This window comes from Comamonas sp. B-9, assembly GCF_000410635.1.
Classification (GTDB): domain Bacteria; phylum Pseudomonadota; class Gammaproteobacteria; order Burkholderiales; family Burkholderiaceae_C; genus Comamonas.
The window spans coordinates 24,141-37,048 of record NZ_KE148663.1 but is presented as its reverse complement, the minus strand read 5'-3'; the positions used below and the strand labels follow the sequence as shown (position 1 = coordinate 37,048).

Below are 12,908 nucleotides of genomic sequence, written 5' to 3'. Positions count from 1 at the left end.
ACTATCAAGCCGCATCCGTCACATCTGCGTTGCGCAGTGACAGACGCGAGGTATCGAGATCGTCCTCTTCGGCGGACACACGGCCTTCATTGACCTGCGAGATGCCTTCGGGCGTGATGCCGGTGACATAGACACCGTCAAAGCACGAGGCCTCAAAGCCATGCACGCCCGTGTTGAGCTTGCCCACGGCGTTCTTCATGCCGTCGACGTCCTGGTAGATCAGCGCGTCGCAGCCGATGTACTGGCGAATCTCTTCGAGGCTGCGGCCATGGGCCACCAGCTCCTTGGCGGTGGGCATGTCGATGCCGTAGACATTGGGGTAACGCACCGGTGGCGCCGCGCTGGCCAAGTAGACCTTGTTGGCGCCAGCGTCGCGCGCCATCTGCACGATTTCCTTGGACGTAGTGCCGCGCACGATGGAGTCATCGACCAGCAGCACATTGCGGCCCTGGAACTCGCTGCCGATGGCATTGAGCTTCTGGCGCACCGATTTCTTGCGCGCGCCCTGGCCCGGCATGATGAAGGTACGGCCCACATAGCGGTTCTTGACGAAGCCTTCGCGGTAGGGCTTGCCCAGCAGCTGGGCCAGTTGCATCGCACTGGGGCGGCTCGATTCGGGAATCGGGATCACCGCATCGATCTCGTTGGGCGGCACCATCGAGATCACGCGCGTGGCCAGCGACTCACCCAGGTTCAGCCGCGCCTGGTAGACCGACATGCCATCGAGCACCGAATCCGGACGTGCCAGGTAGACAAACTCAAAAATGCAGGGGTGCAGGCTGGGGCTTTCGGCGCATTGCTCGAAGGTCAGCGAGCCATCGTCGCCGATGAACACCGCTTCGCCCGGGGCGATATCGCGCTCGAGCTGCTGCATCGTGCCTTCGAGCGCCACCGATTCGCTGGCCACCATCACGGTGCCATCGGCACCACGGCCAATGCACAGCGGGCGGATGCCGTTCGGATCGCGGAACGCCACCACACCGTGGCCGGCGATCAGTGCGATCACCGCGTAGGAGCCCTGCACGCGCTTGTGCACCGCACGGATGGCGTTGAACACATCCTGCTTTTGCAGCGGGATGCCGTGCGTGGCACGCTCCAGCTCATGGGCGAACACGTTGAGCAGCACTTCCGAGTCGCTCTCGGTGTTGGTGTGGCGGTGGTCGGTGGAGAACAGCTCCTTGCGCAGCTGCACGGCATTGGTCAGGTTGCCGTTGTGCACCAGCACGATGCCAAAAGGCGCATTGACGTAGAAAGGCTGGGCTTCCTCCTCACTGTAGGCATTGCCTGCAGTGGGATAGCGCACCTGACCCAGGCCGACATTGCCCGGCAAAGCCCGCATATTGCGGGTACGGAACACATCCTTGACCATGCCTTTGGCCTTGTGCATGAAGAACTTGCGCCCCTGCTGGGTTGCAATGCCTGCTGCATCCTGTCCACGGTGTTGCAGCAGCAACAGCGCGTCATAGATCAATTGATTGACCGGCGTGCTACTGACGACTCCGACGATTCCACACATATTGAGCGTTCCAAAAACGTTAACGCGGCTCTGCCGCGATGCGTGAACCAGCCTCGGTGAGCTGGTCCACCAGTGAAGACCAATGTCTTCCCATTTCTTGCGGCATCCATGGCCGCAACACTGACACTGCCGACACCAGATGCGGTGCGAAGACTGAAGTGTTCCAGATTTGCGATTCCCGCATCGATGTCAGCATAAAAACCAGAGCGATCAACACAAGTAGTAACACCCCACGCAGGGCACCAAACAGCGCGCCCAGCGTGCGGTCAAAGGGCCGCAAACCCACGATCTGAACCAGTTTGCCGATGATGCGAATCACCAGGCCCAAAGCGAAGATGGCGACAACAAAGACGATCACAAGGCCTGCGGCGATCCGCACACCCTCGTCCATTTCCTGCATCGGCAACCACATGCCGATCTCAGCGCCCCACAGCCGAGCCGCAAAAAAGGCCAGCACCCAGCTGATCAGCGACAGCACCTCGAACACCAGACCGCGCATGGCGCCGATCAGCACCGACCCCAGCAGGATCAAGATAAATACCCAGTCCAGGGCCGACATGTCAATGCTCCGCCCGCAGGGGCCAGGGAGCGCCTGCCAGCGCCCGCACCCGGCATGGGGTGCATGGCGATGACAAGGCGCGGTAGAAAGGTGTCACAACAACAGGTGGTGGGGTCGGCAGTGGGCAGCGGCGCCAGTCTTACATCGGCAGCAGCGCAGCGGGCAGGCCCTGGGCGCGCACCTTGGCTGCGGCGCTGTCGGCCTCTTCCTTGCTGTTGAAAGGCCCCACCCGCACACGGATGCGGTTGCCCGACGCCGTCTTGACCGATTGCGTATAGGCCGGGACACCGGCCATCTGCAGCTTGGCACGCACCTCGGCCGCCTTGCTCTCCTCGGCAAACGCACCCACCTGGATCGCATAGCGGCTGGCAGCGGCCGCCGGCTTGGCAGCGGGGGCAGCGGCTGGTGCTGCTGCAGGCGCAGTGGCCGTGCGGCCTTCCATCATCGCGCGGACCCGGTCGGCCTCGTCATCGCGCTTGGGCTTGGCGGGTTCTGCCGGCTTGGGCTTGGGCTCTTCCTTGGGCTTGGCCTCCGGTTTGGGCTCGGGCTTGGGTTCGGGTTTAGGCGCTGGCTTGGGCTCAGGTTTCGGTTCTGGCTTGGCAGCGGGCTCTGGTTTGGCCGCCGGCTCGGGCTTGGCGGTGGGGGTCGCAGGCTTGTCCGCGGGTTTGCTGGCAGCCGTGGCAGCTGCCGCGGCGGCCGCTGCTGCGGTAGCGCCAGCGGCCGCTGGGGCCGTGGCTGCATTGCTTCTTGCGCCAACAATCTCTTCGCCTGCATCCAGGCCATTGTCATTGCCCGCATGGCTGCCGTGCGGCCCTGCGGCGTTGGACGCAGGCGGCACGGCCAGGGCGGCCACACGCTCGCGGTCCGGGATCTCAATCGAGGCATTGACTGGCACCGGGCGCGGCTGGGTGTCGAACAGCATCGGAAAACCGATGATGGCCGCCAGCACCAGCACGGTGGCACCGATCAGGCGGTGGCGCGCGCGGCGGCGCATGGCATCCACACTCTCGGCAGGATTGCTGCGCGGCGCGCGAATCACGCGCGGGCTCTCCGCTTCCTGTTGCTTTTTACCGGGCCATCGAAGATTGAAAATTGCCATGGACGATTGGAGGTGGAGCTTGAAAACAGGTCGCTGGGAGCGGCCCCATCGTGGGGCTGCTTTTAGTTCAGGTGCTTGGCATCGAGCCGTGGCACACCGTGCTTCAACACCCCGCCCACCGTAAAGAACGAGCCGAAAACGACGATTCTATCAGCGGGCCCTGCCGCTTCGACGGCCGCCTGGAATGCGGCCATCGGGTCCGGGTAACAAGCTGTAGCCACTTCGCGCCGCTGATCAGACAGCAGGTGCACGGCATTCCATTTGGACTGCAGGTCCACCGCCTTCTCGGCCCGGTCCGTGGGCAGGTCGCAGAAATACCAGCGGTCCACCAGGGGGCCCAGCTTGCGCAGCATCGGCGTCAGGTCCTTGTCATGCATGGCACCAAAGACCGCATGGGTGGTGGGAAAGTAGCCCATCGCATCCAGGTTGGCCGTCAGTGCGGCAATCGCATGCGGGTTGTGCGCAACATCCAGCACCACCGCCGGCTGGCCAGGCACGATCTGGAAGCGGCCTGGCAGCTCGACCATCGCCAGGCCATTGCGCACGGCCTGGGCCGTGACCGGCAGCACCTGGCGCAAGGCCTCGTAGGCGGCCAGCACGCCAGACGCATTGACCAGCTGATTGGCACCGCGCAGCGCCGGGTAGGCCATGCCGGCATAGCGGCGGCCGCGCCCTGCCCAGCTCCACTGCTGCTTGTCGCCTTCATAGTTGAAATCGCGGCCAAAGCGCCACAGGTCGGCGCCAATGCTCTGCGCGTAATCGATCACGCTTTGCGGCGGTACCGGGTCGCTGACAACGGCCGGTTTGCCCGGGCGCATGATGCCGGCCTTTTCCCGGCCGATCGATTCGCGGTCGGGGCCCAGCAGGTCCATATGGTCCAGGTCGATGCTGGTGATGACCGCGCAGTCCGTGTCGATGATATTGGTGGCGTCCAGCCGGCCGCCCAGGCCCACTTCCAGAATCGCCACATCCAGCTTGGCCTGGCTCAACAGGCGCAGGATCGCCAAGGTGGTGAACTCGAAATAGCTGAGCGAAATCTCGGGCGCCTGCAGGCGAGCCGCTTCCACCGCTTCGAAATGCGGCAGCAGAACGGCGGCCGAGACAATCTCGCCATGCACGCGGCAGCGCTCTTCAAAATGCACCAGGTGGGGCGAGGTGAACACCCCGGGGCGGTAGCCGGCTTCCAGTGCCACGGCCTCCAGCATGGCGCAGGTCGAGCCCTTGCCATTGGTGCCCGCCACCGTGATCACCGGGCAGGCAAAGCGCAGCGCCAGGCGCTCGGCCACGGCCTTGACGCGGGTCAGCCCCATGTCAATGGTTTTGGGATGAATCTGCTCGCAGTGGGCGAGCCACTGCTCCAAGGTATCGAAACGGGTTTGCATGGGGCCAGATTGTCGCGTAATTGCGGCTGTGTCATCATTGCTGTCCATGAGTAACCACACCATCGCCGTCTACGGCATCCCCAACTGCAGCACCGTCAAAAAAGCCCGCACCTGGCTGGAGGCGCAGGGCGTCGACCACCAATTCCATGATTTCAAGAAAGCGGGTGTGCCCGCCAGCCATCTGACCGACTGGATCGCCAAGGCCAGCTGGGAAAAACTGGTCAACCGCCAAGGCACCACCTGGCGCAAGCTGGATCCCAACGTGCAACAAGCCGTGACGGACGCCGACAGCGCCAGTGCGCTGATGATTGCCAACCCCAGCGTGATCAAGCGCCCGGTGGTCGAATGGGCCGATGGCTCCGTCACCGTGGGCTTTGATGAGACGGTTTGGAGCAGCAAGATCGCCTGAGGGCCCTCAGCGGATTCCGCTGGGCGGTGTTGACCGGCGCTTTACGCTGCGACATGGCGCAGATACACGCCAAGGGCAGCATGGGCGCATGCTGAACTTAATGCCTGCAGCCTGGTCTTAGATATTTGTGCAGGCGGTGTAAAGCGTGTCGCCCAGTCTAGGTACTGGCGCGTTGAGCACCCAGCAACTTATCGCTTTTTTGGAGGCATTCATGCCACATCTGGTCTCAGCCCGCCTGATCGTGCTGGCTGCGCTGTCCACCTTGGCGGCAGCCAGCCCCTCGGTCTGGGCCCAAAATTATTCGCCCTCGTCCGATCCCTTCTTGCCGCAGCAAGCGCCTGGCGCGCAGCCACCACTGCCTGCGGGCGAGCAACCCTATGGCCGGGTGCTGTCGGTCACGCCGGCCTACCGCCAGGTCAACACGCCGCAAACCGTCTGCAATGACCAGCAGGTGTATGCCGGCCAGCGCACCTCCGGCGTGGGCGCGATTACCGGCGCCGTCGTCGGCGGCTTGCTCGGCAACGGCATTGGCCATGGGTTTGGCCGCGCAGCGGCCACCGGCGCTGGCGTCATTGCCGGCTCAGCCATCGGCAACCAGCTCGAAGGCGGCACCCCCAGCTACCAGACAGTGCGGCAATGCGCCAACCAGTACACCACGCAAAACCAGCCCGATGGCTACAACGTGGAGTATGAATACGCGGGCCGCCGCTACAGCACGCGCACGGCCACCGCCCCCGGTGAATGGCTGCCGCTGAGCGTGCAGCCTGCCGCAGCGGCCTACGACAACCCACCTGCGCAGGACTATGCCTACACGGCTCCTGAGCCCGGCGTTGTCGTCAGCAGCCAGCCGGTCTACCAGCAGCCCGTCTATATGGCGCCGCCCCCGGTCTATGTCGCGCCGGCGCCTGTGTACTATGCGCCGCCGCCCGTCATGCTGCAGCCCTCGGTGCAGATTGGCGTGGGCGGTTACTGGGGCGGCCACCGCGGCCACTGGCGTTAAACCAAAGAGCGACGCGCCATTGCGGTGTCGCGTCCCGGCCAGGTGTGGCCCAGCCAGGTGTGGCCCAGCCAGGTGTGGCCCGGCCACCAGCAGCAGTACTCCGGTACTGCTGCTTTTTTATGCCTGCCATGCCGCTCAACTGCCCCACCATGTTCCAGAGACGGGCAAAGGCCTCGCCTACAATGGCGGGTTTCCTCCATTTACCTGTTGTCTTCCATGATCACTGAGAGCATCGACGGCGTACGCCTCACCACCAAGGCCAATGTTTATTTTGATGGCAAGTGCGTCAGCCACAGCTACCAGCTGGCCGACGGCACCAAGCAATCGGTCGGTGTGGTGCTTGCAGCCACCTTGACCTTTGGCACGGCCGCCGCCGAGATCATGGAGTGCGTTGCCGGCGCCTGCGAGTACAAGCTCGACGGCAGCGACGAATGGAAAAAGTCCGGCCCTGGCGACAAATTCAGCGTTCCGGCCAACAGCAAGTTCGATATCCGCGTGGCCGAGGCCTACCACTACATCTGCCACTACGCCTGATTTTTGGGGCTGCGCCGGGCTAGCTGGCGCATACCTCCCGCTGCACAAAGCTGCTCGGGCCGATCGCTGAACCAGCCCACACCCGACAGCACCGCAGCAGCGCCTGTTTTTAGAGAAAAGCCACACCATGGAAACCATCCTGCAACATGTTCCCGTCGGCCAGAAGGTCGGCATCGCCTTCTCCGGCGGCCTCGACACCAGCGCAGCCCTGCGTTGGATGAAGAACAAGGGCGCGCTGCCCTACGCCTACACGGCCAACCTGGGCCAACCCGATGAGTCCGATTACGACGAGATCCCGCGCAAGGCCATGGAATACGGTGCCGAGAAGGCCCGCCTGATCGACTGCCGCAGCCAGCTGGCCAACGAAGGTATCGCTGCCATCCAGGCCGGCGCCTTCCACATCTCCACCGGTGGCATCACCTACTTCAACACCACACCGCTGGGCCGCGCCGTGACCGGCACCATGCTGGTGGCCGCGATGAAGGAAGACGACGTCAACATCTGGGGCGATGGCTCGACCTTCAAGGGCAATGACATCGAGCGTTTCTACCGCTACGGCCTCTTGACCAACCCTGCGCTGAAGATCTACAAGCCCTGGCTGGACCAGACCTTCATCGACGAGCTGGGCGGCCGCGCCGAGATGTCGGCCTTCATGACCAAGGAAGGTTTTGGCTACAAGATGAGCGCGGAGAAGGCCTACTCGACCGACTCCAACATGCTGGGCGCCACCCACGAAGCCAAGGACCTGGAGTTCTTGAACAGCGGCATCCGCATCGTCAACCCCATCATGGGCGTGGCATTCTGGAAGCCCGAGGTCGACGTCAAGGCCGAGGAAGTCTCCGTCACCTTTGAAGAAGGCCGCCCTGTGGCCCTGAACGGCCAGCGCATCGAAGACCCGGTCGCCTTCTTCCTGGAAGCCAACCGCATCGGCGGTCGCCACGGCCTGGGCATGAGCGACCAGATCGAGAACCGCATCATCGAAGCCAAGAGCCGCGGCATCTACGAAGCCCCCGGCATGGCGCTGCTGCACATCGCCTACGAGCGCCTGGTGACCGGCATCCACAACGAAGACACCATCGAGCAGTACCGCATCAACGGTCTGCGCCTGGGCCGTCTGCTGTACCAAGGCCGCTGGTTTGACCCACAGGCCATCATGCTGCGCGAAACCGCCCAGCGCTGGGTTGCCCGTGCCATCACCGGCACCGTGACCCTGGAGCTGCGCCGTGGCAACGACTACTCGCTCTTGAACACCGAATCGGCCAACCTGACCTACAAGCCCGAGCGCCTGTCGATGGAAAAGGTGGAAGACGCGCCATTCAGCCCCGCTGACCGCATTGGCCAGCTGACCATGCGCAACCTGGACCTGATGGACACCCGCGACAAGCTGGCCATCTACACCCAGACCGGCCTGCTGACCGCCAGCGGCAGCCACGCGCTGCCCCAGCTGGGCAACGACAAGAAGTAATTCCGCCAGCGGAAGCCCTTCCACCCAGCAAAAACCGCTGTGTGCCTGCCAAGGCCACAGCGGTTTTTTTATCGTTTGGAGGCGGCGCGAGAGCTGCGCTCTCAGGCCTCGGCCACCAGGTAGACCTTCTTCACAAAGCTGTCCACCTCCCAGTGGCCGGTCCAGCCCTCGGGCATGATGAAATGGTCGCCCACGCCAAAACGGTGCACGGTGCCATCGGGGTCGACCAGGCGGCAGTCGCCTTCGACAATGACGCAAAACTCGATATAGCCCTGCACATTGGAGCTGAAGTGGCCGGCGGTGGACTGCCAGGTGCCCGAGCTCACCCTGCCGCCCAGACCCTCGAACACATTCATGGTCTGGTACTCGGTATCGCCGCTGATCGGGCGGCTGGGCTTGCCGATGACGGGATTGACCAGGGTCTTGGCGGGCCAATGGATGATGGAGATCTTGGGGGCAGCGGGCGTGGCAGAGGTGGCAGCGGCAGTAGTGGACATGGCAGTGATCGATAAGCGGTGCAAATGCGCAAGCAGCGATTATCTGGCAGCGCTGGGACGAAAAGCCAAAGAAAAGGCGGCACCGATGGTGCCGCCTTGCTGCATCTGCTGCGCCTGCAGGCCGTCTCGCCTGCAGGCGTCGCAGATCAGTGGAACTGCTCTTCTTCGGTCGAGCCGGTCAGCGCCTTGACGCTGGACGAGCCGCCCTGGATCACCGTGGTCACATCGTCGAAGTAGCCTGCGCCCACTTCCTGCTGGTGCGAGACAAAGGTGTAGCCTTGCTCGCGGGCAGCGAATTCGGGCTCCTGGATCATCTCCACATAGTGCTTCATGCCTTCGCCACGGGCATAGGCGTGGGCAAACTTGAAGGTGTTGTACCAGTTGCTGTGGATACCGGCCAAGGTGATGAACTGGTACTTGTAGCCCAGCGCCGCCAGCTCGTCCTGGAACTTGGCAATCGTCGCGTCGTCAAGGTTCTTCTTCCAGTTGAACGATGGCGAGCAGTTGTAGCTCAGCAGCTTGCCGGGGCTGGAGGCATGCACGGCCTGGGCAAATTCGCGGGCAAAGCCCAGGTCCGGCGTGCCGGTCTCGCACCACACCAGATCGGCATAGGGCGCGTAGGCCACGCCACGGCTGATCGCCTGCTCCAGACCGTTCTTGACGCGGTAGAAGCCTTCTTGCGTGCGCTCGCCCACCAGGAAGGGCTTGTCATTGGCGTCGTGGTCGCTGGTGATCAGGTTGGCCGCTTCGGCATCGGTGCGGGCCAGCACAATCGTGGGCACACCCATCACGTCGGCGGCAAAACGCGCAGCGATCAGTTTCTCACAGGCTTCATGCGTGGGCACCAGCACCTTGCCGCCCATGTGGCCGCACTTCTTGACGGCAGCGAGCTGGTCTTCAAAGTGCACGCCGGCAGCGCCCGAGGCAATCATGTTCTTCATCAGCTCGAAAGCATTGAGCACGCCGCCAAAGCCCGCTTCGGCATCGGCCACGATCGGCAGGAAGTAGTCGATGAACTCCTTGTCGCCCGGGTTCACGCCCTTGGCCCACTGGATCTCGTCAGCGCGCTTGAAGGTGTTGTTGATCCGGCGCACCATGGTGGGCACCGAGTCATAGGCGTAGAGCGACTGGTCGGGGTACATGGTCTCCGAGGTGTTGCCGTCCGCTGCCACCTGCCAGCCCGACAGGTAGACCGCTTCCAGACCCGCCTTGGCCTGCTGCATGGCCTGGCCTGCGGTGATTGCGCCAAAGGCATTCACATAGCCCTTCTTGGCACCGCCATTGATCTTGTCCCACAGCACCTGGGCGCCGCGCTGGGCCAAGGTGTACTCCGGCTGCACGCTGCCGCGCAGACGCACCACGTCCGCCGCCGAGTAGCCGCGCTTGACGCCCTTCCAGCGGGGGTTTTGCGCCCAATCCAATTCAAGGGCGGCAATTTGCTGTTCGCGGCTGAGTTGCTGGTTCAGTTTCTGAGACATGGGGAACTCCTGTGGTCAAGTGGGTGGAACTAACGGATTGAAAACTGGTGGACAGATACCGTCTGTCCATGGCTCTTACTGTACGCCTGCCCCGCCGCATATTTTTGTCTTATGTCTTATATAAGACTAATTTTTAATCATTAAAAATCAACATACTATCAATACTATTCCGCATTGAGAAATGCGATTTCTCGTATTGAGAAATATTGACGCACTGCAATATCAGCATATTTCACAATATGAGAATCCGTTTTCAGAACCACTGCTGTCCAGGCTGCAGCAGCGCTGCCTGCCAGAGGCTGGCCAATTGCGGCATGATGCGCATGGCCCATTGTGCAAAGCGGATATGACAGCTTGCTTGCGCCTGGCCCCGCCTGCCCCGATCGCCCCGCTCCCCCATTTAGTCTTTGCAACCATGCGCATCCATAGCAAGCCCTTGGCTTATTTCTACCTGGCACTCAGCATGTCGCTGGTGGGCGCCTATGTCGCGCTCTCCAAGCCACTGGCCGCCACTTTTCCGGTCTTGCTGCTGGCCTGGCTGCGTTTTGGCATTGGCGGAGTGGCCATGCTCGGCTGGCTCAAACGCCCAGCCCATGAGGCGCCATTGCCCGCCAAGGCCAAGGGGCTGCTGTTTCTCGAATCCTTTTTTGGCAACTTTCTCTTTACGCTGTGCATGATCACTGGGGTGTCAATGACCAGTGCGGTCACCGCCAGTGTCACGATGGCGACGATCCCGGCGGCCATTGCGCTGCTCAGCTGGCTGGTGCTCAAGGAGCGCATCAGCGGGCGCGTGATGGTCGCCATCAGCCTGGCCGTGCTGGGCATTGTGCTGCTGGCCTTGGCCAAGCCCGCTGCCGGCGCACATGCGGGCGCGGCTGCAGCCGCCGCCGCCGATGCGGACCCCGGCAAGCACTGGCTCGGACAGCTGCTCCTGGTGGGCGCGGTGTTGTGCGAGGCCTGCTACGCCGTCATCGGCAAAAAGCTCACCAGCAGCCTGAGCCCCAAGCGCATTGCGGCGCTGATCAACCTCTGGGGCTTTGTGCTGACTCTGCCTTTTGGCCTGTACCTGGCCTGGCATTTTGACTTTGGCCAGGTGGGTACCGCCACCTGGCTGCTGCTGCTGGGCTATGCCTTGGCGGCCTGCATGGTCACGGTCTGGCTGTGGATGACCGGGCTGCAGGTCGTGCCCGCCTCGCAAAGCGCAGTGTTCACAGTGATGCTGCCGCTGTCCACCGCGCTGGTGGGTGTGGTGTTTCTGGGCGAAACACTGGGCGGCCTGCAGATGCTGGCCTTTGCGATTGCCGTCTCCAGCCTGGCACTGACCACGTTGCCAATGCCCCTGCGTGGCAGAGGGCAGACAGTTTTGCGACGCGACCCCGATTGACACCGCCTTGGGAGCCAGTACCATGCTCCGAGGGGAAAAGGCCCCAATCTGACAAGAATCAACGCCCTAAGCTGCTTGTTGATAGCTTTGATCCATCAACAAAGGTTAGCAAAGCTAAAACAAGCAACATTTCGAGGCAAAAAAATGCGGCGCTCCCTTGGAAAGCGGTTTTTTTGCCGTTAGCATGGCCGTAACCAGCGGAGGGAAACTCTGGCTGGCGATAGAGATATTGACACAAGGAAACCAAAACATGGCAACCGCATCTAAGACCGCAGCGCCTGCAAAGAAGCGCACCCCCAACGCAGCCTTCATGAAGCCGCTGACCCCAAGCCCAGAACTGGGCGCTGTTGTGGGCACCGCTCCACTGCCACGCACGGAAATCATCAGCAAGCTGTGGGTCTACATCAAGGCCCACAACCTGCAAGACGCCGCCAACAAGCGCATGATCAACGCCGATGACAAGCTCAAGAAGGTGTTTGGCAAGCCCCAGGTGTCGATGTTCGAGATGGCTGGCCTGATCGGCAAGCACGTCAAGTAAGTCCTGCCGACCTTGCGCAGCGCAGTCCTTTGCGCTGCCGTCCAAAAACCAGCATCAGGCATGCTGGTTTTTTTACGCCTGCTCTTCACAGGCAGGCGCTGTCCCTCCAAGCGCTGCGCCAGCACGCCATGGCCTTTATCGATGGATGGCAAGGGCCGTGCAAAGCGTGCAAGGAGACCTTTCCTTGGGCAGCGATGGACGCCATTTCTGCCCACATTCACCCTCCTCATGCAGCATTCAACCGCCCTTTGCGCAATCACGCCGGCCGGCAGATCTGTGTGAAGCCGCCAAGGCCTGCTATTTTTTGTGTAAGCATGCTTCCAACAGCTGATTGCACAGATTATTGATTTATAACAATAAATACTAACAATCTGGTTCAGATACACAGACTATCGCCTAGCTATGGGCCACAGCACCCCTATTGCGCTCAGGAGATTATTGCGAATGCGACAAATTCTTATTTATAATTCCCTTCAGTTATTCACTAGCCAGCCACCACGCTGTTCATCTGACCATGATCGTTTGTGTTTGCCGCCGAGTCTCGGACAAAGAGATCGCTCGCCACGCGCATGCGGGTATGTCGTTCGATGAAATCCAGTTCGAACTGGGTGTTGGACTGCAATGCGGCTGCTGCGAAGGTTGCGCCCGCGATGTGGTCGAGCAATGCAGCGCGTCGCGTCCGGTTGCTGCCTTGCGCAATGAAGCAGCAGTGCACCCGGTCCAGCTTGCCACCACCATCATGGAAAGCAAAGCATGGAACTCTTCGCCGCTGTCCTCGGTAGCCTGATTCTGGTCGCTGCCTCTCTCTGGTGGGTCTTTCAGAAATAAGCCACCAACGCATTGATATGCCGTGCTGCGGCTTCAGGCTGCAGCATTTTTTATTGCCCTTATGCTCTCACCAGACCCTTACAGCCCCTCCAAAAAAATGGGGCGCAATATCGTGGTTACGGGTTCGGTGCTGGCAGCGCACGTCGCAGGTCTTTGGGCCTTGCAGGCGGGCCTGCTCAAAAGTGCAGCAGTCGAGATGCCCAAGCCCGAACCGGTCAT

Annotated in this window: 13 protein-coding genes and 1 pseudogene; 8 read left to right on the top strand and 6 right to left on the bottom strand. The window is 62.0% G+C overall.

What is annotated here, in order from left to right:
- Nucleotides 1–4: 4 nt before the first annotated feature.
- The 4 genes from purF to folC all read right to left on the bottom strand — a co-directional run bounded on the left by purF (nucleotide 5) and on the right by folC (nucleotide 4,556).
- On the bottom strand, nucleotides 5–1,516 hold the full coding sequence (purF, locus tag H928_RS0123085) for an amidophosphoribosyltransferase (protein WP_021028623.1): 1,512 nt from the start codon (nucleotides 1,514–1,516) through the stop codon (nucleotides 5–7).
- 19 nt (nucleotides 1,517–1,535) lie between these two features.
- Nucleotides 1,536–2,075, bottom strand: coding sequence for a CvpA family protein (locus H928_RS29470; protein ID WP_021028622.1), 540 nt, complete (start codon nucleotides 2,073–2,075; stop codon nucleotides 1,536–1,538).
- Nucleotides 2,076–2,214: 139 nt separating this feature from the next.
- Nucleotides 2,215–3,174: an SPOR domain-containing protein gene (locus H928_RS0123075; RefSeq protein WP_021028621.1), complete on the bottom strand. Its 960-nt coding sequence runs from the start codon at nucleotides 3,172–3,174 to the stop codon at nucleotides 2,215–2,217.
- A 62-nt stretch (nucleotides 3,175–3,236) separates the two neighbouring features.
- A complete protein-coding gene (gene folC, locus H928_RS0123070; protein ID WP_021028620.1) occupies nucleotides 3,237–4,556 on the bottom strand; it encodes a bifunctional tetrahydrofolate synthase/dihydrofolate synthase in 1,320 nt (439 codons plus the stop codon).
- A 46-nt stretch (nucleotides 4,557–4,602) separates the two neighbouring features.
- On the opposite strand from folC, the gene H928_RS0123065 reads away from it, so the two are divergent.
- The 4 genes from H928_RS0123065 to argG all read left to right on the top strand — a co-directional run bounded on the left by H928_RS0123065 (nucleotide 4,603) and on the right by argG (nucleotide 7,964).
- Nucleotides 4,603–4,965, top strand: a complete 363-nt coding sequence (locus H928_RS0123065; RefSeq protein WP_021028619.1) for an ArsC family reductase — start codon at nucleotides 4,603–4,605, stop codon at nucleotides 4,963–4,965.
- Between the two features lie 211 nt (nucleotides 4,966–5,176).
- Complete coding sequence (locus H928_RS30380) at nucleotides 5,177–5,965, top strand: glycine zipper 2TM domain-containing protein (protein WP_052330213.1); 789 nt, start codon at nucleotides 5,177–5,179, stop codon at nucleotides 5,963–5,965.
- A gap of 216 nt (nucleotides 5,966–6,181) precedes the next feature.
- Nucleotides 6,182–6,499 carry a pyrimidine/purine nucleoside phosphorylase gene (locus H928_RS0123055; RefSeq protein ID WP_021028618.1) on the top strand — a complete coding sequence of 106 codons (318 nt, stop codon included), beginning with the start codon at nucleotides 6,182–6,184 and terminating at the stop codon, nucleotides 6,497–6,499.
- A gap of 127 nt (nucleotides 6,500–6,626) precedes the next feature.
- A complete protein-coding gene (argG, locus tag H928_RS0123050) occupies nucleotides 6,627–7,964 on the top strand; it encodes an argininosuccinate synthase (RefSeq protein WP_021028617.1) in 1,338 nt (445 codons plus the stop codon).
- Nucleotides 7,965–8,065: 101 nt separating this feature from the next.
- On the opposite strand, the gene H928_RS0123045 is transcribed toward argG, so the two are convergent.
- Both H928_RS0123045 and aceA read right to left on the bottom strand, forming a co-directional pair.
- Complete coding sequence (locus H928_RS0123045) at nucleotides 8,066–8,461, bottom strand: cupin domain-containing protein (RefSeq protein WP_021028616.1); 396 nt, start codon at nucleotides 8,459–8,461, stop codon at nucleotides 8,066–8,068.
- A gap of 146 nt (nucleotides 8,462–8,607) precedes the next feature.
- Nucleotides 8,608–9,939: an isocitrate lyase gene (aceA, locus tag H928_RS0123040; protein WP_021028615.1), complete on the bottom strand. Its 1,332-nt coding sequence runs from the start codon at nucleotides 9,937–9,939 to the stop codon at nucleotides 8,608–8,610.
- Between the two features lie 415 nt (nucleotides 9,940–10,354).
- Here aceA and H928_RS0123030 point away from each other — a divergent pair, with 415 nt between their 5' ends.
- The 4 genes and pseudogenes from H928_RS0123030 to H928_RS33805 all read left to right on the top strand — a co-directional run.
- Entirely contained in the window at nucleotides 10,355–11,323 is a 969-nt protein-coding gene (locus H928_RS0123030; protein WP_021028613.1) for a DMT family transporter, read from the top strand.
- 250 nt (nucleotides 11,324–11,573) lie between these two features.
- On the top strand, nucleotides 11,574–11,861 hold the full coding sequence (locus H928_RS0123025) for an SWIB/MDM2 domain-containing protein (RefSeq protein ID WP_021028612.1): 288 nt from the start codon (nucleotides 11,574–11,576) through the stop codon (nucleotides 11,859–11,861).
- 514 nt (nucleotides 11,862–12,375) lie between these two features.
- Nucleotides 12,376–12,648, top strand: coding sequence for a bacterioferritin-associated ferredoxin (locus tag H928_RS0123020; protein WP_021028611.1), 273 nt, complete (start codon nucleotides 12,376–12,378; stop codon nucleotides 12,646–12,648).
- 63 nt (nucleotides 12,649–12,711) lie between these two features.
- Nucleotides 12,712–12,908, top strand: a pseudogene (locus H928_RS33805) (hypothetical protein); the annotation flags it as partial.

Excerpts from the sequence above, each read along its gene's own strand:
- H928_RS0123055 (WP_021028618.1), top strand. The coding sequence starts at position 6,182 with ATGATCACTGAGAGCATCGACGGCGTACGCCTCACCACCAAGGCCAAT.
- H928_RS29470 (WP_021028622.1), bottom strand. The coding sequence starts at position 2,075 with ATGTCGGCCCTGGACTGGGTATTTATCTTGATCCTGCTGGGGTCGGTG.
- H928_RS30380 (WP_052330213.1), top strand. The coding sequence starts at position 5,177 with ATGCCACATCTGGTCTCAGCCCGCCTGATCGTGCTGGCTGCGCTGTCC.
- purF (WP_021028623.1), bottom strand. The coding sequence starts at position 1,516 with ATGTGTGGAATCGTCGGAGTCGTCAGTAGCACGCCGGTCAATCAATTG.
- folC (WP_021028620.1), bottom strand. The coding sequence starts at position 4,556 with ATGCAAACCCGTTTCGATACCTTGGAGCAGTGGCTCGCCCACTGCGAG.
- H928_RS0123065 (WP_021028619.1), top strand. The coding sequence starts at position 4,603 with ATGAGTAACCACACCATCGCCGTCTACGGCATCCCCAACTGCAGCACC.
- argG (WP_021028617.1), top strand. The coding sequence starts at position 6,627 with ATGGAAACCATCCTGCAACATGTTCCCGTCGGCCAGAAGGTCGGCATC.
- H928_RS0123020 (WP_021028611.1), top strand. The coding sequence starts at position 12,376 with ATGATCGTTTGTGTTTGCCGCCGAGTCTCGGACAAAGAGATCGCTCGC.
- H928_RS0123045 (WP_021028616.1), bottom strand. The coding sequence starts at position 8,461 with ATGTCCACTACTGCCGCTGCCACCTCTGCCACGCCCGCTGCCCCCAAG.
- H928_RS0123075 (WP_021028621.1), bottom strand. The coding sequence starts at position 3,174 with ATGGCAATTTTCAATCTTCGATGGCCCGGTAAAAAGCAACAGGAAGCG.
- H928_RS0123030 (WP_021028613.1), top strand. The coding sequence starts at position 10,355 with ATGCGCATCCATAGCAAGCCCTTGGCTTATTTCTACCTGGCACTCAGC.
- aceA (WP_021028615.1), bottom strand. The coding sequence starts at position 9,939 with ATGTCTCAGAAACTGAACCAGCAACTCAGCCGCGAACAGCAAATTGCC.
- H928_RS0123025 (WP_021028612.1), top strand. The coding sequence starts at position 11,574 with ATGGCAACCGCATCTAAGACCGCAGCGCCTGCAAAGAAGCGCACCCCC.